Genomic DNA, 20,553 nt, shown 5'->3' on the forward strand with positions numbered 1-20,553 from the left:
GTCGGAGAACGCCCTGACAGGTTCCTCGCTCCGCAGTTCTCCCGCCAGAAGACCGCGTGCCGCACATCGGCCCCGGTGCCTCGTGCCCGGCCGAGAGGGATCGCATGACATCGACCAGTCGTACGCTGACGCCGAACCACGTGGAGAAGCTCGAGGAGTCGGCGATCGATGAGGCGACGGCCCGCGCCTGGGGGATCTACTCCGCCGTCGTCCCGGCTGACCTGCCGGCTGACCTGGCGGAGTACGGGTCGGCATCCGGGATCGTGTTCCCGCTACGCCGGGCCAACGGGACTGTCGTGCACCAGCTCCGTCTCGACGAGCCGAAGCCGGACGGTCCCAAGTACCTGCAGCCGAAGGCCACGGGCGCGATCGTGAACGTGCCGGACATGATGGCGCACCGGATCCAGACCGCGACCAAGAAACTCATCGTCGAGGGAACCAAGCAGACGATCACCGCATCGACCACCGTCGCGGACGACTGGGCGGTGATCGGGATCCAGGGCTGCGCCAACTTCTCCCGCGACGGCGTGCCGCTCCAGGAATGGAGCAGCCTGGTGCGGCCCGGCGACGAGGTGGTGATCTGCTTCGACGCGGACTGGTCCACGAACCACAACGTGTGGGACGCGGCACGACGGTTGAAGGGGCACCTGGAAACGAACTGCCTCGCGGTGTCGGTGCGGATGATCACGATCTCCGGCGGCGGAAAACTCGGGCTCGACGACGCGCTCAGATCACAGGCCGATCCGGCGCTGCGCCCGGCAGTGCTGGCCGAGATGATCGCCCGGGCGACGGACAAGCTCGGGCGGGAGCCGCGGCGTCGTCCGGACAAGGTCGTCAAGCTGGCTTCGACAATCGAGGTGGACATGGCGGCCGGCCGGATCGTCCGTCGGGCGGTGCTGCCCGACGGCGCACCTCCGGGGGCGCACGCCCCGCCCGAGGAGGTTCTGCTCAACGCGGCCGCGCGGATCGTCGAGATCGAATCCCTGGTCGCGGAGGACGATCGCACGACGTCGGACGCGCAACTCACGCTGGAGGTCGCCGTGCCCGTGATGGGGCGTCCCGCACCCGCAGTCCACCGGGTGAAGGTGGCTTCCTCGGCGTTGGCCACCACTGGGACTTGGCTTGACCGGCTGCCCAACGGGATCGGCGTGAGCATCCCGCGAGACACCAGACCGAACGACGAGGTCGCCAATGCGATCCGGGCGGCCGACGCCGAGCGGACGTTCATCTCGGTGGTGCCGAGGATGGGGTGGTACCTCGACGTCGACTGCGACGAGCCGGTGTGGCGGTGGATGGACGGCGGCGGAGCGATCGGGCCCGAGGGCAAGATCAGGACTCTGCGGGGCAAGCCAGGGGCGCGTGACTTTCAGGCGATCGACCTGCCTGACCCCGCCGAGCTCGACGACGACGTCGTCCGCGAAAGGGTCCGCGACTTCGTATTCGCAAGAGACCTGTTCTTGCCCGAACAGCGCTTCAAGTGGGACGCCGCTGTTGCCGGCTGGGCGCTCGCATTCCTCGGCGTGACGCCGAACGCCGCGCTGGCCTACTTCGGCCCGAAGTCCTCGGGCAAGTCGACGGTCGCCCAGGCGATCGCTGCAACACTCAACCCTGCATGGGCGCCGGAGTCGGGCGTGGCTATGGCGACGTTCAACGCCCGCCCAGCCGGTATGGACCTCCTGGCCAACGGCATGCAGCACATCTTCCTGCACGTGGACGACCTGAAGCCCGACGCCGACGCCCAGTCGATGAAGAATGCGCTCAAGGCCTTCGACGCACTCCTGCGCCGGGCACACGGCTCGGGCGGCGCCGTACGCGGCGGCGTCGACAAGACGCACGACGCCCTGATCGTGCGCGGCGTCGATGCTGCGGCACCGTTCGTTCTGGTCACCGGAGAGGAGATCCCGACCGGCGGCGACTTCGCCGAGTCCGGCCTCGACCGGGCACTGATCATCCCGGTGGCCCCGAACACTCTCTTCGGCGAAGACCGGACCAACCTCGACATCCTGACTCGTCGCGCGAAGTCCGGCCGCTTTCTGCCGGTCACCTCGGCGTTCCTGCGTTGGGTCGCGGAGGCCATCGACGAGATGGACGTGGATGACCCGGCCGGCCGGTTCGACGCGTGGAAGGACCAGGTGGAGCAGGACCGAGGAACCGCGAACCGTACGGTGATGACGGGTGGCCATCTCGATCTGGAGGACAACGTCTCCGACCGAGCCAAGCAGCTCGCCGCGTCCCTGACGGTTGGGCTGAATTATCTGATGTTCTTCGCGAAGGATGTCGGCGCGGTCTCGGCCGACGAGGCTTCGGGGATCCTGGCGGAGTTCGGCGTCGCTCTCATGGCCGCGATCCGGACACACACGACGGAGATCATGGGCGGTAACGCCACGCCGTACCAGCGCGCGATGGCGATGCTCCGCGCCGCAGTCGCGTCGCGAGAGGTCTCCCTCGACCCGGACGAGACGCCGAACCGACCGCTGATTGGGCAGCTCGACAAGGAACTCTCGGACGGGACAAGCGTGATAGCGATCAACCATGCCGCGGCCGCCAACGCGCTGCGGTACCCGGGCGGGGCGCGTGCCCTGTCGCAGGCGCTGTCGGCGAAGGCGATTCGGCATCGCGGGTTGCCCACGCGAACGCTGCGCTTGCACGGGACACCGGTTCAGGTGGTCTGTCTACCGGCGGACGAGTGGGATGACCACGAGTCCGATGAAGGCCCGCTCACGCCCCGTTGACCCAATGGAGCCAAGTCTGCGGCGTCGATGTTTGCCGGAGCCGCGTTAGCCGGACGGTGTCGTTGGGGTTGCTCAAGCCGCCCAGGATCAGGTTCCGTGCGCGAGCCCGCTCTTCGGGGGTTGGCCCAAGCTGGAGCAGTGCATCGACGTAGTCCTGCAGTCGCACATCGAACCAGCGCCCCCGGGACGCCGCGTATGAGGCCTCGACGGCCTGCAGGTGTTCTCGAGCGGCTTCGCGGTCATGGCTGGTCGGCTTCAGTCGGCTCAGAGCGGAGGCCGCCGAAGTGACAGTGCGGGCGTTAGGCAGTCGCATCGAGCGAAGGACGGTCTCTCGTGCTTGGTTCAGTTCGCCGTCAGTGGGGCGCAGCGGCAACAGCGCGCTGATGTTCGATGTGAGATTCTCGCTAAGACGTTGGAGCAGAACTGCTCGGACGTGCAAACGTTCGGCGTCTGAAGGGTCGAGACTCGCGAGCCATCTTGCGGCGTCGTCGGTGTAGCTAGAGTCTGCGACTTCAAGGAGTCGCAAGACCTGTCGGCGGGCTTGTTCGACGTCGCTAGCGGTGGGATCGAGCCGGGTGAATGCATCGAACATCTCGTCGTCGACGTCGTACTGGTCTCCCATTGCGAGGAGGATGCAGTCGATGGCGCTTCGCTTGTCCGAATCGGTCGCATCGAGCGCGACGAGGGCCTTCACGATTTGCCGCACTTTCCAGGCTCGGGTGTTCTCCGGGAGCAGGCGGAGCAGGATTGACCGTGCTTGTTCCTTCTGCCGAGCAGTGGGGTTGATGCGTGCGAGGGATCTGGCCTCCCACGCGGCGTGCTCGGTGACATGATCGTTCGTTTGAGCCATCTTGCCCAGGAGAGCCTCGGCGACCAGGTCACGTTGCGCTGTTGACAGCCCGATCTGGAAGACAGCCTCGGCGAGGTCTCGTCCCATACCGCCCCAAGAACGGATCGCGGAAATGAACTCGCCGCGCACATGCTCGAGCTCGTCCTCGGGCCGTTCAAGGAGTCGCATGCCATGGACGATATAGAGCCCATAGTCCACGCCTCCAAGGTCTTCACGGAGTCGATCGGCGATGCGTGATCGTTCATCTTCGGTCCGTGCAAGGAGGTTCAGACCGTCGGGCGCTTGGTCGATGAAGATCGCAAGGTCGTTGCCGTAAGGGTCGTAGCCCTTGTTGCGATTGCGGGTGAGTACGTCCAAGAGCACCGGCCGGTCAAGATCCCAGATCAGGCCCAGGCTCACCAATCCGATCACGAGCTCGAGCTTCCCGCGATCGGCAGCCGAGTCCAGCCTGTCCATGATCATGACGCGCAACATGGCCCGGTCAGTGTCGGTCTGCGCCAGACCAGCGAGGTCCCGACCATCGAACTGGACATACCTGTCCCAGTCAGGGCTGGCGTCGCGCATGTCGCGTGTGCGAGCGGCCATGCGGTCTACGACCTGCTCGATGACCTCCATATTTGAGCCTTGCCAATGCGCCGTGCGCGCCATTTTGTCTGGCGACACTGTCGCGTTCCGGATACGGCATGCGTGAAGGACCGCTTGATGGCCCGCTTGCCACTCGCACGGGTCGGAATCCTCGGCGACAGCAAGAAGGAAATCGTCCAACGCAAGTCCGGCCCGGACGTTCCCGACGCCGTTGCCCGTTGACGGCACGGTCACCGCTGTGAGGATTCGCTCGAAGAGTTCCCCGGGATGGACGCGGTTGTGAGCGGCGACGGCAGCCGGTGCTGCTGCTTGCCAATCCGGGTCGAACCACAGGTGCGGGAGCAATATCCGCAACGCTCGATCAGCATCGAGCGTTGAGATGTGCTCGGCGACGAAGTGCTCAAGGAGTGTGCGGTGGACGAACCGTCGAACCGGCCGGCCGACGGGCCCACCTGAACTGATCTTTGGCGCGATCTCGTCTAACGGGGCTACGTCGATGGGAGTCGGTTCGTCCGGCGTGGTCAGGGTGTCGGCCCAGTTGCCGAGTCCGGTGTAGGGATCGTTGGACGAGCCGACCGCGTGCCACGCCCAGCGGCCAAGCATCTGCAAACGTTCGTCGTAGCGGAGCGGTTCGTTGATGCCGCGATTCTTGTCCCAGCGTTTCATAAGTTGTCGGGCCAGGGCGTCGTACAAGCGATGTCGCCGAGTCGGCAGCCCGGCTTTCGTGTCGTGTTGAATGAGCAAGCAGTAGATGGTGAGCATCAGTGGAGAGCCCGCCGGCCGTGCGAGCTCGGGACGAGTACGGATCTGCTCAAGGAGCATGGTCGCCTTGTCCTGGTCGGATTCGAACCAGGAGCCTACGAATGCGTCGACGTCCGCCGGGTAGGACAGGTCTTGCAGGTCGGTGATCCCGAGCCCGCGTCGGTCGGGAAACGTGGATGCGGTCCGCTCCCACGCGGCAGGCCTGCTCGTGACGACAACCCTCCACGCCGGAACGAGCGACGACAGTTCGTGCAGCCGGTTCACTTGCCCTTGGTGGTCCGCAGCCTCGTCGAGGGAGTCGACGATCAGAAGCACCCTGGTCGCCGGATTCAGGAGGAACTGCATGACGGTCGCGTCGCCCGGTGTAGTGCTGTGGCCGGAACCGGCGGCGAATGACGCGTCGACGAGTGAGTCGCGTACCCCTCCGCCAGCGTGGCTCCATTGATCCCAGGTCACGAAAAGCGGGATCTCGACATCCTCGAGTTGTGCATCCGCGCCGAGTCGATCAAGGGCACGGCGTGCTGCCTCTCGCGCATACCACCGGGCAAGCCATGTCTTGCCCGAGCCGGGCCCGGCCAGCACGACGAGCATGTCGTGCTTCTCGAGGGCATCTGCTTCCGAGACCTCCTCGGCCTCTCCACTGCTGGCGCCACCAGTGGCTGGAGGCCGCAGATGGACGCGACGTCGGATGGTGATCGGTGCCTGAAGCCCCCAGACCGGACGGTCCCAGTCGGCCAAGCGCGCCGTCAGGTATGCGATGAGCTGGACCCTGGTCGGGCCTCCGGCAACCTGCAGCCGGTGAATCAGGGCGATGGCCTTGTCGAGCCTGGCACCGAGAGACGCGAGGCCGGTTACTGCCGGCTCTGACGCCCGTAGCTCCGCGATGAGGTTGTCGTAGACGACGCGGATCGCGCGCTCAGCGATGTTGTATGCGTCGTCTCGTCCCCAGCGCTGGATCTGCCTGTCCCATGCGAGGCCAGTGCGAGCAGCTTGGATCACACTGCTCGCGATCTGGTCTGCGACGTAGTTCGCCTCGGCAATCGTGGTCGGCGTCGCGCCATGATCGCGCAGAGCCTGCTTCGCGAGCTGTAAGCCCGCTTCCAGATCATCGTGAAGGCCCTCGCGGGTGGCCCACGTACGCACCTGCTTCATGACGTTGTCGTCAAGGGCGGTGATCACCGTGCGTTGCGGTACTGAGCGGAGTGCGTTCTGAAGTACTGCGGCGCCAACTGTTCCGGAGAGTGGCATCGCCTGATCCAGTGCTGCGATCGCAATGGCCACCAGGGAGTCCACGGCCCGCTGGCGACCGTTCGACGGCGTCGACATGCTGAGCATCCTCTCAGGACCGGCCGCCGGCGCCGCGGGGTGAGCCGTGATCTCGATGTCATGGACAGTCGAACTTGCGCATAGCCCGCACTTCATCCCCATGCGGACGGAGGTTGCGATGGCTGATATGAGCATCACCGACGGGAGGTTCGGTATTCCGGACCGGAGTCGTGGTCGAGGTGCCCCGGCCCTTGGGGGAGAGCACGAGGCAGTGCGGCAGGCTCCTGATCCTTCGCCGGCGGAGTCTGGCATCCGAAGTGCCCACCGGCGCGAGCGGGAGCCGGCGCCACGTGTCGTCCCGTACACGGGGGACCTGGATCATCCGTACACGCGGGGCGCCGTGGGAGTCACATGGTCGGGCGCCAAGCTGTGGGTTGCCGACCGCCCGTTGCTCGAAGGACGCCTGCCTTCCGGCATGGCGTCCTTCCCGGAGCTCCCAACGCGCTCGGTTCCGGTGGCTCGGGTCTATGGGCGGCACGACGCGACAGGAAGGACATGGGCCCTTGTCGTGGGCCCAGAAGATCAGCCTGTCGTGATGTCCCGCGGGGCTGCGCAAGACAGAGCGGAATTCGCAGGCCAGGTGACGGCTACGCTGCTCGCCGCCGCAGGACACGGTGGGTCTCCGGCCTTGGTGTTTCTCGCCAGTCTCACCTCCCAGGTGTCCGACGAACTCGGGGGCCGGATCGATCTGTCGCACGAGTGGCGACTTGAGGTGGACGACATCCCATCCCGCGTCGTTCGCCTCCTGGGCCTGCGCGGTGCTGGCGACGAGGAACTGCTTGGGACCTGAGCCTGCGGTGCCCCGCACACAACCGGAGCATGAGTGATCAGCCTCGCCGTCCTCGGTCATCGCCCGGTTCGACCGGCGGGCAGTTCAGTACAGTGCCCCGCGTCGAGGCGACGGCTCTCCTCGACAAGGTCAACGACTCGTCGGCAAACCGCCTCATCGCCAGGCTGGCAGCGTGTGGGCTCGCCGCGCACGGGCACGACAGCATGCCGGTCACCTACCACCGCCCCCGCCTCACTCCCAGTACCGGGTTCGCGCTCGACGACCGTCCTGACCAGTCGTCGCTGACCGGGTTCTCGCCGGGTATGGACAAGCCGGTAGGGGCGCTCTGGTCGGCGCCCGGGCGCGTCAGCGGAGATGGGGCGGTCTGGTCCGCTTGGACGGACTGGACGGCGCTTGAGGGGACCAACCGCGAGTTCTCGCTCATCCCGCTGGAGGTCAGGCCGGGCGGCGTAGTGATTCGCATCGACGGCGCCGAGGACGCCGAACGACTCGCCGTGGAGTATCCGGTCCCGGCTGACGTGCGCGGCCGATTCGACTGGGCGGGGATGCGAGCCGACGGCGTCGATGGTGTGTGGCTGACCACCGGCGGTGTTCAGGCCGTCAACCAGGACCTCGGCGGCGTAGGCCAGCAACAGTTGGCGATCTCGTCGTTCTACGGCTGGGACGTCTCGTCCGTGGCGTGGTTAAGCACTGCCCATCTCAAGGCAGGAGACCTTATGCCGGTCGGTCCTTACCACTCGCAGACGAACGAGATCGGGTATCCCATGCTGATCCCCGACGGTCCCCAGAGACCTCTCGATGAAGGAGTCCGTCCGCGGGTGTGACGCGGGCTACTCCGCACATCCGAGGTCCATGGACCACAACGAACAGTACGGATTCGCTCAGGAGTTGCTGATCGCGGCTGTCATCGACGGCGACGCGAACACGACTGGCGTGACCGACGACATGCGCGAGCGCCTGTGGGTGACCCAGCACGGCACGCTGGTGGTGACGGGCCCATGACCAGCGCGAGCGGGGCGCGGCTGGTCGGTGGCCTGCTGTCGGGGATGCTCGTTCTTGGCTGCTCCGCTACCGGCCCTGGTGCAGCCTCGACGACGGACCCACAGGAGCATGGTGTAGACGCCGAGGCTCACGTCCAGGCCGACGAGGACCCTCCGGATATCGATCGCGCCCGCATGATGCAACGTGTTCGCGTACGTGCTGATGCGGAGCTGAAGATGGAGCACGGGGTCGTTGACGTGCAACCCGCTCCGGAACCGGTCATGGCCGTACCACCGTCGGTGCCCGTCGAGAATAAGGGAAGGGACGACGTCGTCCTGACCGTGAACTACGCCAACGGGCAGATCCCGGCTGAAGCGCTGTGCTCGCTGTGGTGGTCACCGGGCGACCTGCTGCGCTGCGATGCCGCTGCCGCGCTCGACGACGCCGTGAGCGCCGGGATGCCTGTCGTGCCGCTCACCGACTCGTACCGATCGCTGGCCGATCAGTACGCCGTCAAGGCGTCCCTCGGGGCGCTCGCCGCACCGCCTGGGACGTCGGTCCATGGGCTGGGCAAGGCGATTGACGTGCCGGAGCCCGCGCGCTCGTGGCTCGCCGGCCAGGGCTCGGCGTTTGGTTGGGTGAACCCCGCGTGGGCGCAGCCTGGCGGGGCGAAACCGGAACCGTGGCACTTCGAGTTTGTCGGGTGACGCCACAATCACCGCTGGCCGCACATCTGCCTGGTCATGATGCCGATCGATAACCCCTACCCGACGGACGAGGCTTTGGACGCACTGGCGGCATTCACCGGCACACCGGGAGAGTTCCTCATGGCAGTCCATCGGCAGTGGCATGACGGCTACGGACGATGGGACGTAGCCCGTCTCGCTGGCGATCGGACCGAGCGGCCAGGAACCCGCGTGGTCCTGGCAACTGGCGGGTGGTCGGGCAACGAGTCGGTGATCTCTACCGTCCAGGACACGATGTTCCACCTGATGTTCTGGTACTCCTCGACCCGAGGCGGGCTGTACGAGTACCGCGTCCCCGACGCGCTTTCCAGCACACGGATCAGCTTCGCGTTCCTCTTCCGCCCTCAGTGGTGAGCGCGAATGACGATGCAGCCGACTCTCCTCGCCCAACGCCCTGGTGTAGTTGCAGACGATGGCGAACGAAGTGCCTATAACTCAATGAGGTCGCCCGACGCCCGGCGTCGCCAGATGATGCCGTGTGCGTCCCTGAATTCGACCCTGACTTCAGTGCTCAGAGGGTCGTCGGCGCGGTAGACCGGCCAACTGGCACTTCCTCCCGGCAGCATCTGGTACTCGAAACTGCCGTCCACCCGTGCACCCGGGTGGGATCGGTCGAGCTCACCTAGCACGTCGAACACAGGCATGTCGGAGTAGTTGTGCACGACTATTTCGAACGAGGGCTCTTGGAACCGCTCTGGCCCCTCGTCGGGGATGGGTTCACGCGGAACGGTAGTAACGACAACCCGCCGAGCCTGGGCCTCGCGTTGGCGCTGCCTCTCTGCGCGTTCCGCTTGATTCCGTTCTTCGCGTGCCTCGTCACGCTCGCCCTGTAGACGGTGTAGCTCATCCGCTTGAGCTTTGCCACGTGCGCGGCTTTCAATCAGGCCAAGGCCAAGCGCGACTACAACTGCCAGAACGGTAAACAGAGAACCGACGGTCTCCCATGTGTCGTGCCAACGGGTCGTATAGGACACGATCCAATCGGCTACGGCTACCCACCCGGTCTGCACGAGGGGTCAGCGTATCTGGGCCGATGAGCCGGTGCAGGTTGTTGCGACTTGCCGCACATCTGCCATTCAGCCGCCGTCCGGCGGCTCTGACGGCTGAGGAGACCCAGGGGCGCCGATGACGTACGGAGACCCGCCAGGGGAGCGATACCTCGGCGACAAGACCGCCTGGGACGGCGAGACCCTCGTCGTGACCGGTGACGAGTTGCTGACCGTGCTCGACCGCCCCTACCTGTCCGCGTCGACGGCCAAGGCGATGCACTCCTGCCCGGCGCGCCTGGTCGCCGACCGAGCGCTCCCGGGAACCTTCGACCTGTTCGGACCAGCGGAGAAGGGCACCGCGGCCCACTTGGTGCTCGAGCGCCTGTTCGCGCTCCCGCCGGCCTCGCGCGACGCCCTTCACGCCGCGGCGATCCTGACCGCCATGTCGAAGGACGAACCGGCCGACGAGTCCGTCGTCGACTATGCCCGCGCGCTCGGCACCGACCCGGTGCGCTACACGCAGTGGATCGCTGCGATCACGCGCGCCTACGAAGGGCTGTTCGCGATCGAGGACCCGGCCGACGTCGTGGTCAACGGGACCGAGCTGATGCTGAACGGCGTGGAGGTCGGCGGCGTCCCGTTCAAGGGCGTCCTGGACCGAGTCGACGAGACGCCTGACGGGCTGCGGATCGTCGACTACAAGACCGGCAAGGACAGGTCCCGTCCGAACCCACGCTTCGGGGACGATCACGGCGACCAGATCAAGCTCTACGCGGCCGCGATGCAGGCTGCGCTCGGCGAGAAGCCCCGGTCCGGGTTCCTCTACTACGTCGAACATGGCAAGAAGCGCCGCGTCGCGGTCGCCGACCGCCAGATCACCAAGGCCGTGCGCGGCTTCCAGGGCTCGTGGGAAGCGCTCCAGGAATCGCTCAGCAATCGGACGTTCGAGACCCGGACGTCACCACTGTGTGGATGGTGCCCGCTGGTCAACGCCTGCCCGGCCGCAGCTCGGGAAGGGATGACCGACCGCCGGGGCGGTGCCCCGACCTTGATCGAGCTCGGTATCCCGACGCTCCGGCCGGCCCTCGCCGCACGTCGTGCCGCACATCTGCCTACCGACGACACACCCGACCCGGAGGACACCATGAGCAAGACCACCCCGTGGCGCGAGGCCAAGCCCTACGAAGGGGCACAGGTCGATGGCCACCTCTCCCTGAACGCCTACGCTGCTACCGCGGTCTTCGGGCTGACCACGCTGGCCGCCGAACAGCTGCACGCCAGCGGCCAGAAGATCGGCCCGGCCACGCTGCGACTGGTCACCGGCGTCCTTGCCACGATCGTGCTCGACGCCCAGGAGGCGGTCACCCACGGGTCGCGCGACTGGCAGGAGGGCGCCAACACGCGCCTGCGCGGTGCGCTGCGCACCTCGCTGGATCTGATCCCCATGCCGTTCGGCGGCGACCACGACGCCTGGTCCGAGTGGGGCAAGCGCACGCGGAACTTCTTGGTCGCCGTCGCGACCACCGCGATCGACCTGTACGACGCCGGTCCCGCCGTCGACATCGACGCACTCGTCGTCGCTACCGGCGGCGCGGGGTCGGACGCCGCGCAGTCCGCGGCCTGATCGGCGAGGAGATCACCATGACGATGACCGATGAGCTGCGAACCGCGGTCGTCCTGGCCGCCGTGCAGTCCGCCGGGCCAGTCGGCGACGACCACGCTGCGTGGGACGCTCGAGTTCGTGCCCAGGCGCTGACGATCACCGAGATGCTCTCACCGTCCAGCACGGTCGCTCGAGCCCTGGACGGCTTCCACCGGGCGGGCAAGCCGTTCCCGGTCACGGTGCTCGGTGGGCGCATCGAGCCGAGCTCCACCCGCCTCGTGGTCCGGTTCCGCAACCGCGACGGCGAGACCGAGGAGATCCGGACCGATCGCACCGATACACCCGAGGGCCGTGCGATGGCCGACGTCGTGCGTTCGCTCAAGGGCCACCGCGCCCTCATTTGGAAGGAGCTCGAGGCCAACGGCGACGGAGCGAACTCCAAACGGTTCCGCGTGCTGCGGCACATCAAGGACCTCGGGCGTCCCGCAGATGCCGCCACGGCGTAGCGCGCATGTTTCCGACCGAGCGAAGAGGGGGCTTCCATGACCATCGAGAGCTACGAGCGGGACGACGCGTTCGCGCCCGACAACGCGCCAGTGAGTGCCAAGCCAGTTGACGCGGAGCCAGATGTGCCGGACGAGGGGGCGGCGAAGATCGGCGGCATCGGCGACGAGAATGCTCCCGCCCGTTCCCGGGCACAAAGTCGGCGGGGCAATCGGGCGCTGATCCGACGTGTCGCGGCGAAGGCGAAGGAACTCGCGGAGGCGCCGGCAGCACACCGCGCAGTGCTCGCCGAGCTCCTCGGCGTGCGGACCGATCTCGCTGAGCTGACGGTTGCCGTCATGACGGACGACGGCGCTTCGCTGCGGTCGGTGCGGTCGGTGCGCGACCTCATCACTATTCGCGACGCGATGGAGGCGGACCCGCTCTCGGGCGCGTTGGCCATCGCCGAGCTAGGTCGGCCGGGCGTCCGGGCCGTCTGGTCGCTGCTCTCGACGAACGGAGTCGACCTGCCGCGAACCGTCCCCGCGTCGGATGCGAAGGCCGCGATCGTGATGGCTCGCAAGGTGACCGACCTCGACGACGGGGTGCTGGCCGAATTGGCTGCCGTCGGCGAACTGGCTCGGAGGCGATGACGGTGGCCGTGATCAACGCGTGGGTCGAATCCGCGAAGCAGCTGCAGGACGAGACGGAGGAGCCGCTGGAGGTGCCACGCGCCGGCGTCGCCCCGACCCGTGTGCTCCGGCGCCGGCAGCGGTGGTACCGCATCGTGATCGTGTTCGCGCTGTGCCTGTTCCCAGTTGTAGGACTCGCGTTGTTCGTGACATCGGCGAACCTCCGGGAGGTGCTGACCGCGGAGGAACAGGATGCGGTCGCCCCGGTCGAGGAGGGACGAACCGCGGCTGTCATGGCGGTCGAGGACTGGCTGCGTACCGATCCACCACCGATACCCGGTGGTGGAGTCGTCGCCTGGGAGTCGGCAGAGGCGCTCTCGGCTCACGACACGGACCAGGTCGCCGAGGAGCTCGGTGACCTGGGCGAAGCTCGGCTGATCGTGCATCGCATCGTGGTGCGTAGCGACGTTGGCGTGCTCGCCGCGCTCGTCCTGGTGGCGTCGTCGCCTGACGGTAGCCAGACCATCATCGGGCAGGTGGGGCTTGAACCGGTCGCGCCGACCTTGCAGAACCTCGCCGCGACGGACGCATGGAGGGGCCTGGAACCCGTCGAACCGGGCGACTCAGCGCAGGCCGCGGTTGCGGCATGGGTGGACGCGTTCACGTCCGGAGACCCGGACCGGTTGCGACTCGTAGTAGGTGACCCGGCGAGTGGCCACCACTACCTACCCATGGAGGGTGTCGCGGCGGCGACGCACGACGTGCACGCCGCTGCCGCTCCTTCTGCTGGGACGGAAGACGGGCAGCTCGTGGTTCAGGTCGACGTCACCCTGGAATGGGACGCCCAGGATGAGGACGCCACAGAGGACACTGCAGCGGAAGCACAGGTGTCGTACGACGTGCTGGTCGCCGATCCGGACAGCGCGGCACCTCGAGTTGTCGCATGGGGTGCGCCCGGGTCGGGGACAGGCTTGACGCCCTACCAGAACGCCGTCGATCACGAGCCGCCCGACGCCACGGACGAAGCGGCGAGGGAAGGCGCATGAGGCCGCTCGGTGCGCGGCCCGCCGAGCGCCTTGCCGTCGAGCCCGACTGGCCAACGACGATCCGGGCGCGGTTTGGCGATGGACTGCTGCAGGGAACGGACGGGAGCGTGTGGCTCTACCGATCCGTGCCGCTGGCGCCCGTCGCCGAAGCGCGTACCGCGGCCGAGGGGCTCGAGACGGCCGAACCGTTGCTGGCCGTGCTGGACGAACTGGCGGCTGCGACGCCGGTGCGCTGGGCGCGCCGTGCGCAGTCACGACACACCTACCGGAACGTGCACGCGCTGCTGGTTAATCTGCCGGAGCGATGGTCACCGCCACGTGACCATCCCCAGGCCGACTACCTCGCGCGGCAGTTCCCGGACACCGCGACCTATCGACGGGTCGTGCTGTTCGGGGTACAGCTGCGGGCGTCGGTTGGCGGTGGCGGCGGGCTCCGCCGGGCGATCGACTCGGTCGCGGAGACCCTGGTGGCCGGCGGGACACCGCTCTCCGACTTCGAGCAGGACCACCGGGAGATGGCGGCGCTGTCCGCCCGGTGCGGCCTGCGCACGCCGTCGGATGACGAGGTGGCTCTCGCCTCAGCCTGGTGGAACGAGGGCGGCACGCCTGACGTGCCGCTGCTCAGCGAGCCGGACTGCCTGCACGTCTTCACCGGGCCCGCCGCCGCACGCCAGGCCAAGGCCGCCGGGACGGGCGCGGACCTGTCGCACATCGGAGGTCAGCACACGATCACGTTCGCTGCCGTGTCCGACCTGGCCTTGCCCTACATCGCAGCCAGCGACTCCCGCGGACAGTGGGTGTCCGAGCTCGTCACGCACGGCGCGTTGGTCGTGTCGATCCGCGGGAAGGTCGAACCCGCCGCGGTGACCCGCGCCGAGTTGCGCCGGCAGCGGCGTCGGTACCTCGAAGACATCACCGAGAGCGCCGGCGCCGGGAAGATGGAGCGCGCCGAGCAGATCGAGCAAGAGCAGATCCTGACCGACGTCGAGGGTGCGTACGCGCTGCCCGGCCCGCCGCCGACTCTCGTGGAGACCACCGCGGTGGTCGGGTTCAACGGGTACGTGGCGGACATGAACGAGATCAGCCGTTGGACCACGGCGACGCTGCTGCCGATGCACTACCGACAGCGAGCCGCACTGGCGGAGACCATGCTGTGCTCGCCCGTGCGCGCCAACCCGCACCTGCAGGACCTGCCCGCTCAGACCGTCGCCGCTTCAGGTCTACCGGCGCTGTCCACCGTGGGCGACAGCGCGGGCGCGCTGGTCGGATTCACGGAGCACGACCGGCAGCCGGCGTGGCTCGATCCGATGGCAGCAACAGACGGGGACAGCCTGCCGATCGCGGTAGCGGTCGCGCAGACCGGCGGCGGCAAGTCGCTGTTCATGGCGTGGCTCGCCAACCAGCTGGCCCGGCAGCGGACGGCGCTGGGGGAGCGGACTCCCGTCGTCGTGGTCGACCCGAAGACAGACAGCGACCTGTCAGCGTCGTTCCCTGACGCGCAGATCGCGTCTCTGGACGAGCTGGTGCGGTCCGACGGCGTCTTCGACCCCATCCGCTTCGCGGCGAACCCTGCCGTTGGGGTGGAGCTCGCCGCGTCGATGCTGATGACGGTCAACCCCTGGGGGCCGCGCGTCGAGGAGTACGAGGCGACGCTGCAGTACGCGCTTCATCATGGAGTGACCCACGGTGCCCGGTGCACGGGCGAGGCGTTGCGGATCGCCGAGGCCGACGGCGAGGCGCCATCGGAGATGGTCGAGGCAGTGTTCCGAGTGGCGAAGGCGTCACCGATGTTCCGGTCGATGTTCGGCGTGGAACCGACGACCGAAGGGCTGCGCGTCGCCGAAGGGATCACGCTCATCAAGGTGGGAGAAGCGCACCTGGACCTGCCCGCGCCCGGCGCGACGATCGTGCCGCTCCCTCAGCGCATCGCGGCCGCGGTGGTACGAATGATGGTGTTCGGTTCGGCGATGGCACTGTCGGGGCGCGACGGCGTGCTCATGCTGGACGAGGCGTGGGTATTCATGTCCGCAGGGCGGGCCGAGATGGAGAGGCTTGGACGGGTCGCCAGGCAGCAGCGAGTGTTCCCGGCCCTCTTCACGCAACGCGTGACCGACGCGCTGAACGCCGGCCTGCGCGGGTACATCTCGCGCGGGTTCATCGGGCCCATCGAGGACCCCGACGAGGCCCAGGCGGCCTGCCAGCTCTTCAAGCTGGAACCGACACCGGAACGCCTCGAGCGGATCACGTCCTCGGCGACGATTGGCTCGGGCGTCTCCGAAGCACCGAACTGGAACTCGATGCGAGCCCTGGTCGACCGCGGCACGCGAAGGGTCCGCCGAGGGAGCGTATGGATCTACTCGGACCTGGCCAACCGCGCGGTACCCACCGAGGTGCTGATCCCGGACGAGTTCCTGCGGCGCACGAGCACGAACGCGGCAGAGATGAGGGCGCGGGCGGCGTGATGACTCTGGCGGCGTTGCGGAGGTGAAAGCCGTCGCGATCGGTGTGTGAGGTACGTATGGTTCCGTTGTGGTTGAGCAACCGAGCGAGAACGGTGCCGGGCGCACCCCGCGAGCACCGGAGCGACGGCAGATCTATACCCGGAACGACTGGAACGCGGCGCTCGCAGAACACTGGCTCACAGCGGATGACGTCCTGGAGCGCATCGGGCGGCTGGTCGTCCACGTCTCTGACATGCAAGGGCCAGCAGGGTACGACGATGAGGGCTTCTTCATCAGCCTCGTTGCTGATGGGCTGAAGCTGGAGGGCGGCGTGTCCCTACATGTCTATCCGTTGGATCACGACCCTCCACACGTTCACGTGAAGCGGCAAGGCAAGAGCGAGTTCAAGATCGACCTCAGAAGCGGGGATGTAATCGGGGACCACCCCAAGGACCTCAGCTCTAGGGACCTGAAGCAGATCAAGGCGACTGTCCTGGAATGCTCCACGGCACTCAACGACTGGTGGAACAAGGGCAGGAGTGTGCCCTTGAATCCTGTGGAGCCCGGATAGAGCACGGGCAGCGTCGGTTACGTACCCGGCTCCCCGCGGAGGGCTCGGACGAACTCAACCATGTCGTGACGAACGTCCGGCGCCATCAGGGCGAATGCGATGAGCAGCGCGATGACACAGATCGTCCAAGTCACCAGAAGGATCTGGAATGACCTCGTGAGCCGCGAAAGCGCGGTGTCGAGCTCCTTCGCTGTCCACCGGGTCAAGGCATGGCGGGCTGTCGCGAGGGCCGCGCTGATCAGGGCGTCCACGAGTCTGTCCTTTCGACGACTGGGCCATGTGCGCCTGGGGAGGTGCACCGACCGCCATGGCTGTGACACGTCACAGCGAGGAGTCCGGGGAATGGCCCCTTTGTCACAGGAAGGTGTGGAACCCCCCTGCTCAGTGACAGCCGAACCTCAAGTCGTTTTCCTCGGGACCTCCGCCGCACATCAGTCGCATCCCAACCCGGGACCGACTGGAGGTGTGGCATGCCGCGTGAGGCCCGAACAACAATCGATAGGCCGCACCGCGCGTTCCCTGCGCCGGCGCTGCGGTCCGGCGAGAGCTGGCGGGTCCTGGCCGCCTGCGTCGGCGCGGACCCGGAGGCCTTCTACGCCGACGACGGCGCCGTGCAAGAGCTCGCCCGTGGCATCTGCGGTCGGTGCCCCGTGCGGACGATATGCCTGGCAGACGCGCTCGACGCGCCCCGCACCGGCAAGCACGGGATCTGGGGCGGTACGACCGCGATGGAACGGGCGAACCTGACAGCGGGGGAGCGCGCGGACGCCCGAGGCCGGGCCCAGGTGGCATTGACCGCCCTGCGAATGTGCGAGACACCTACCGTGGCGTGAGCGCTGCCGCACTCCACCCCTGCATGGCTGAGAAGATCGTCGACGACGGCCTCGCCGTCGTCTGGCACGGCGACGCGGCGCAGGTCCTGACCGAACTGCCGGACAGTTCCGTGCACGCGGTCATCACCGATCCGCCCTACGGCTTGGCGCGGGAACGCGGCCAGAAGTTCGCGAAGACGGTCCGCCACTGGGCAGCTGGTGTCCTCGACTACGTGCCCGACGGGTCGGGCGTAGACGGGCATGCTTGGGACGCCTTCGTTCCGCCGCCGTCACTGTGGGCGGAGGTGCTGCGGGTGCTCAAACCTGGCGGCTATGCGTTGATCTTCGCCGCTCCGCGGACCGCCGACATCACGGGCTTGTCTCTTCGGCTGGCTGGTTTCGAGATTACCGACCAGATCCTCGCGTGGGCGTATGGCGGTGCGATGGCCAAGTCGCGCGACGTGTCGCGGCTCATCGACGACCACCTCGGCGAGACGAGGCCGCGCGGCGTCGTCGACCGCTCGCGGGAGCGAAGGCTGGGGTCGCAATCGGGGCGGTACGTCTCGCCGGCAGGCTGGCGGTCCGGCTCGCGCGCCGCGATGGTCACTCGGCCGGCGAGCGCCGAGGCCGAACGTTGGGAAGGATGGTCGACGGCGCTCAAGCCTGCGCAGGAGCCGATCCTTGTCGCCCGGCGGCCCATCGAGGGCACCGTCGCGGAGAACGTCCTGGCCCACAGCGCCGGAGCCTTGCATACCGACGCGGTCAAGGTTCGGTCCGACGACGGCGACCGGCACCCACCGAACCTCGTGACGGCGCATCACCCGTTGTGCCTGCCAGCTAGATGCCACCAGAACTGTGTCGTCGCGGACCTCGCAGAGCAGTCCCGTGACCGGCGTGGACGTGGCGATGCGACACGGTTCACCCCGACACTGAAGTACGCGGCAAAGCCACGCGGCGCCGAGAAGCTCACCGTCGATGGCATCACTCACCCCACGGTCAAGCCGATGGAGCTCGTGCGCTGGCTCGTGGACCTCGTCGCGGTACCCGGCATGGTGGTGCTCGACCCGTTTGCGGGTTCTGGGGTCGTCGCTGCCGCGTGCACCGAGGCGGGGATCGAGTCGGTCTCGGTGGAGATCGAGGAGGCCTATGCCCGCCTCGTGGCGGAGCGGCTGCTTCGTGGAGGGAGTTCGGCGCGGGACGTGTGACTGGGAGTTGCGCTAGTTGGACATGCGTCCAGGTTGGGATTCTGTCAGAATACGAGCATGGATGATCGGAGTGGCGTGCCGGCTCGCGACGACGCGGGCGATGCGGTTGATCCGCCGCGTGCCGAAGCGGCCTCGGGCGAGCCGCTCGACGAACTGTTCCATGCACGGCTCACCGAGCTTTTCGACGCAGAAGAGGTCAAGCGCGGCCGGACGGTCACCAGCGCCGAGGTGGCCAAGTGGATGACAGAGAACGGGCATCCCGTCCAGCGCGCATACGTGAACGCGCTGCGCAAGGGAACGAAGACCACGCCGTCGTGGGGCATCATCGAGGGGCTCGCGAAGTACTTCGGCGTGGCCCGGGAGTACTTCATCACGGACGCCGAGGTGACTCCCATGGCGCGTGCGGCAAAGCTGGAGAAGGCGCTGGCGGACAAAGGCGTCGAAATGTTCGCCCTGCGAGCCGAGGGGCTGTCCGAAGAGAGCCTGCAGCTCGTCATCGCGATGGTGGACCGCATGCGAGCGGCGGAGAACCTGGGAGAGGTCGACGGATCGAAGGCGTGAGCCTGTCGATGATGACGCTCAGCGAGAGTTGACGACCTCCGCACATCCGCTCGTGCATGTCCCGGAAATGCTTCACCGCACCCACCGGCGTGCCCGAAGTCGTCGCCGCCGCGAGCCTTGCCCTCGCGGTCATGCAGTCCGCTCGCGCCGAGCGCTGGGCCGACGTCGTGGCTGATGCCCGTGAGATCGCCCGCGACATCGCCCTCACCGGCGACCAGGTCAGTCTCCTGAATCGCCACGCGGGCGCCCTCGCCTTGCTTCGGGCCCGTTCGGGGAGCACGGCGTCGATCGCAGGGTGCCCGGAGTGCGGGCGGTTCCAGATCGCGGCCTCGACTGTGAAGACGTGTCTCGCGACGACCGGCTGCACTGGCGCCATGGTCCGGGCGGTGCCCGCACGCGCCTCATAAAAGTGTGCCAAGCGCCTCTCGCTCTGGTCTGCCGCACAACACCGGTGCATGAGCCTCGACGCAACACCCCGTTCCCGTCAGCCGAAGGGCGCTCCGGACTCTTCCGGCGGACAGTTCGCCGAGGAGGCGCGCGACGAGTCGCAGGTGCCGCTCGAAGGACCCGAGCTGTACGCGGCGGCCCGGAAGGCTGTGCGGCGCCACGCGTTCCGCGCGGACCTGAAGTTCGTCGGCGAGGACGACCTCGTGCAGGACACGATGGAGCACATCCTGCGCAACAAGCAGCGCAAGCCAGGCACCGTAGTGTCCCGGCCGTACGTGAGTCAGGTCGCGTTCGGCGCGGTCGGGATCGCCGCGCGGGGCAAGCTGCGAGCCGAGGACCGCAAGGCGATCGGGATCTTCGTCCGGCGCTGCGAGGAGATAGAGCGGGACCGCGGCTACCGCATGTCGGGCACCGAGAAGGACGAGCTGGCCGCGCAGATCCGCTCTGAGTGGCACGACCCGCGACACCGGCCGTCGGTGAACTTCGTCGAGCTCGCCTCCGTGCGCACCTACTCCCTCGACGCACGAACCGGCGACGATTCGTCCCGCACTCTGGGCGACACAATTGCCGACCACGAGGGCGCCGACCGGGACTCCGCGGTGGATCCCGGCACTCCTGCGGCCGCAGTGCTCTCCGGTGAGTTGACCGACAAGAAGACGCTACGCGCCAGGGCATGGTCCATCGTCGCCTCGGTGTCCCACGCGCCGGACGTCGTGCCGGGCTCCGTGAGCGCGGCAGCGGCGCGCCGGCACAAGACGCAGGTGACGAACGCGGGCGGCGTCCTGGCAGCTGTCCGGGAATGGGACTCGGGCGACGGCGAGGACGGTGCGGTCGAGGGCCTCTTCGCACCGTTCGGGCCGATCGACGAAGGCGGCCGCGATCAGGTCTGCGACCTGCTGCGCTCGAAGCCGGAGTACGCGGAGCACCTGTACCAGTCCGCCCTGCGCGCAGCGACAGCCCAGGCCGCCTGACGCCGTGCCGCTCGGCGACG

The 20,553-nt window shown here is 67.7% G+C and carries 19 protein-coding genes; 16 read left to right on the top strand and 3 right to left on the bottom strand.

The annotated features are described in order from the left end of the window. The first annotated feature begins 104 nt into the window (after nt 1–104). Complete coding sequence (locus ACFT2C_RS06195; RefSeq protein WP_377206146.1) at nt 105–2,732, top strand: DUF3854 domain-containing protein; 2,628 nt, start codon at nt 105–107, stop codon at nt 2,730–2,732. Here ACFT2C_RS06195 and ACFT2C_RS06200 read toward each other — a convergent pair. Then, a complete protein-coding gene (locus ACFT2C_RS06200; protein ID WP_377206147.1) occupies nt 2,719–6,255 on the bottom strand; it encodes an NACHT domain-containing protein in 3,537 nt (1,178 codons plus the stop codon). The genes ACFT2C_RS06195 and ACFT2C_RS06200 overlap by 14 nt on opposite strands. An 882-nt stretch (nt 6,256–7,137) precedes the next feature. On the opposite strand from ACFT2C_RS06200, the gene ACFT2C_RS06205 reads away from it, so the two are divergent. From ACFT2C_RS06205 to ACFT2C_RS06220, 4 genes are all read left to right on the top strand, one after another. Continuing rightward, complete coding sequence (locus ACFT2C_RS06205; protein WP_377206148.1) at nt 7,138–7,869, top strand: hypothetical protein; 732 nt, start codon at nt 7,138–7,140, stop codon at nt 7,867–7,869. Between the two features lie 28 nt (nt 7,870–7,897). Beyond that, nucleotides 7,898–8,047 (top strand): hypothetical protein, encoded by a 150-nt coding sequence (locus ACFT2C_RS06210; protein WP_377206149.1) that lies wholly within the window; start codon nt 7,898–7,900, stop codon nt 8,045–8,047. Further along, nucleotides 8,044–8,733: a M15 family metallopeptidase gene (locus tag ACFT2C_RS06215; protein ID WP_377206150.1), complete on the top strand. Its 690-nt coding sequence runs from the start codon at nt 8,044–8,046 to the stop codon at nt 8,731–8,733. The genes ACFT2C_RS06210 and ACFT2C_RS06215 overlap by 4 nt, the downstream gene beginning before the upstream one ends. Nucleotides 8,734–8,943: 210 nt before the next feature. Next, on the top strand, nt 8,944–9,126 hold the full coding sequence (locus ACFT2C_RS06220; RefSeq protein WP_377206151.1) for a hypothetical protein: 183 nt from the start codon (nt 8,944–8,946) through the stop codon (nt 9,124–9,126). Between the two features lie 74 nt (nt 9,127–9,200). Here ACFT2C_RS06220 and ACFT2C_RS06225 read toward each other — a convergent pair whose 3' ends face one another. After that, on the bottom strand, nt 9,201–9,746 hold the full coding sequence (locus ACFT2C_RS06225) for a hypothetical protein (RefSeq protein ID WP_377206152.1): 546 nt from the start codon (nt 9,744–9,746) through the stop codon (nt 9,201–9,203). Nucleotides 9,747–9,897: 151 nt separating this feature from the next. Between ACFT2C_RS06225 and ACFT2C_RS06230 the strand changes: the two genes are divergently transcribed. The 6 genes from ACFT2C_RS06230 to ACFT2C_RS06255 all read left to right on the top strand — a co-directional run bounded on the left by ACFT2C_RS06230 (nt 9,898) and on the right by ACFT2C_RS06255 (nt 16,537). Next, on the top strand, nt 9,898–11,385 hold the full coding sequence (locus ACFT2C_RS06230) for a RecB family exonuclease (protein WP_377206153.1): 1,488 nt from the start codon (nt 9,898–9,900) through the stop codon (nt 11,383–11,385). Between the two features lie 17 nt (nt 11,386–11,402). Further along, nucleotides 11,403–11,870 (top strand): hypothetical protein, encoded by a 468-nt coding sequence (locus tag ACFT2C_RS06235; protein ID WP_377206154.1) that lies wholly within the window; start codon nt 11,403–11,405, stop codon nt 11,868–11,870. Nucleotides 11,871–11,906: 36 nt separating this feature from the next. Beyond that, a complete protein-coding gene (locus tag ACFT2C_RS06240; RefSeq protein WP_377206155.1) occupies nt 11,907–12,500 on the top strand; it encodes a hypothetical protein in 594 nt (197 codons plus the stop codon). A 134-nt stretch (nt 12,501–12,634) separates the two neighbouring features. After that, complete coding sequence (locus ACFT2C_RS06245) at nt 12,635–13,525, top strand: hypothetical protein (RefSeq protein WP_377206156.1); 891 nt, start codon at nt 12,635–12,637, stop codon at nt 13,523–13,525. After that, nucleotides 13,522–15,987 (top strand): ATP-binding protein, encoded by a 2,466-nt coding sequence (locus tag ACFT2C_RS06250; RefSeq protein ID WP_377206157.1) that lies wholly within the window; start codon nt 13,522–13,524, stop codon nt 15,985–15,987. The genes ACFT2C_RS06245 and ACFT2C_RS06250 overlap by 4 nt, the downstream gene beginning before the upstream one ends. Nucleotides 15,988–16,054: 67 nt before the next feature. After that, nucleotides 16,055–16,537, top strand: coding sequence for a DUF4160 domain-containing protein (locus tag ACFT2C_RS06255; protein ID WP_377206158.1), 483 nt, complete (start codon nt 16,055–16,057; stop codon nt 16,535–16,537). 17 nt (nt 16,538–16,554) lie between these two features. On the opposite strand, the gene ACFT2C_RS06260 is transcribed toward ACFT2C_RS06255, so the two are convergent. Beyond that, nucleotides 16,555–16,788 (bottom strand): hypothetical protein, encoded by a 234-nt coding sequence (locus tag ACFT2C_RS06260; protein WP_377206159.1) that lies wholly within the window; start codon nt 16,786–16,788, stop codon nt 16,555–16,557. A 219-nt stretch (nt 16,789–17,007) separates the two neighbouring features. Between ACFT2C_RS06260 and ACFT2C_RS06265 the strand changes: the two genes are divergently transcribed. The 5 genes from ACFT2C_RS06265 to ACFT2C_RS06285 are packed head-to-tail and all read left to right on the top strand — an operon-like array spanning nt 17,008 to nt 20,533. After that, nucleotides 17,008–17,370, top strand: a complete 363-nt coding sequence (locus ACFT2C_RS06265) for a WhiB family transcriptional regulator (RefSeq protein WP_377206160.1) — start codon at nt 17,008–17,010, stop codon at nt 17,368–17,370. A gap of 23 nt (nt 17,371–17,393) precedes the next feature. Then, nucleotides 17,394–18,554, top strand: a complete 1,161-nt coding sequence (locus ACFT2C_RS06270; RefSeq protein WP_377206161.1) for a DNA-methyltransferase — start codon at nt 17,394–17,396, stop codon at nt 18,552–18,554. Nucleotides 18,555–18,611: 57 nt separating this feature from the next. Further along, nucleotides 18,612–19,115, top strand: a complete 504-nt coding sequence (locus tag ACFT2C_RS06275) for a hypothetical protein (RefSeq protein WP_377206162.1) — start codon at nt 18,612–18,614, stop codon at nt 19,113–19,115. 56 nt (nt 19,116–19,171) lie between these two features. After that, entirely contained in the window at nt 19,172–19,522 is a 351-nt protein-coding gene (locus ACFT2C_RS06280) for a hypothetical protein (RefSeq protein WP_377206163.1), read from the top strand. A gap of 48 nt (nt 19,523–19,570) precedes the next feature. Continuing rightward, the gene (locus tag ACFT2C_RS06285; protein WP_377206164.1) at nt 19,571–20,533 is read left to right on the top strand and encodes a hypothetical protein; all 963 of its coding nucleotides are present in this window, start codon (nt 19,571–19,573) and stop codon (nt 20,531–20,533) included. Nucleotides 20,534–20,553 lie beyond the last annotated feature (20 nt).

The organism is Promicromonospora sp. NPDC057138 (assembly GCF_042670845.1).
Lineage (GTDB): Bacteria > Actinomycetota > Actinomycetes > Actinomycetales > Cellulomonadaceae > Promicromonospora.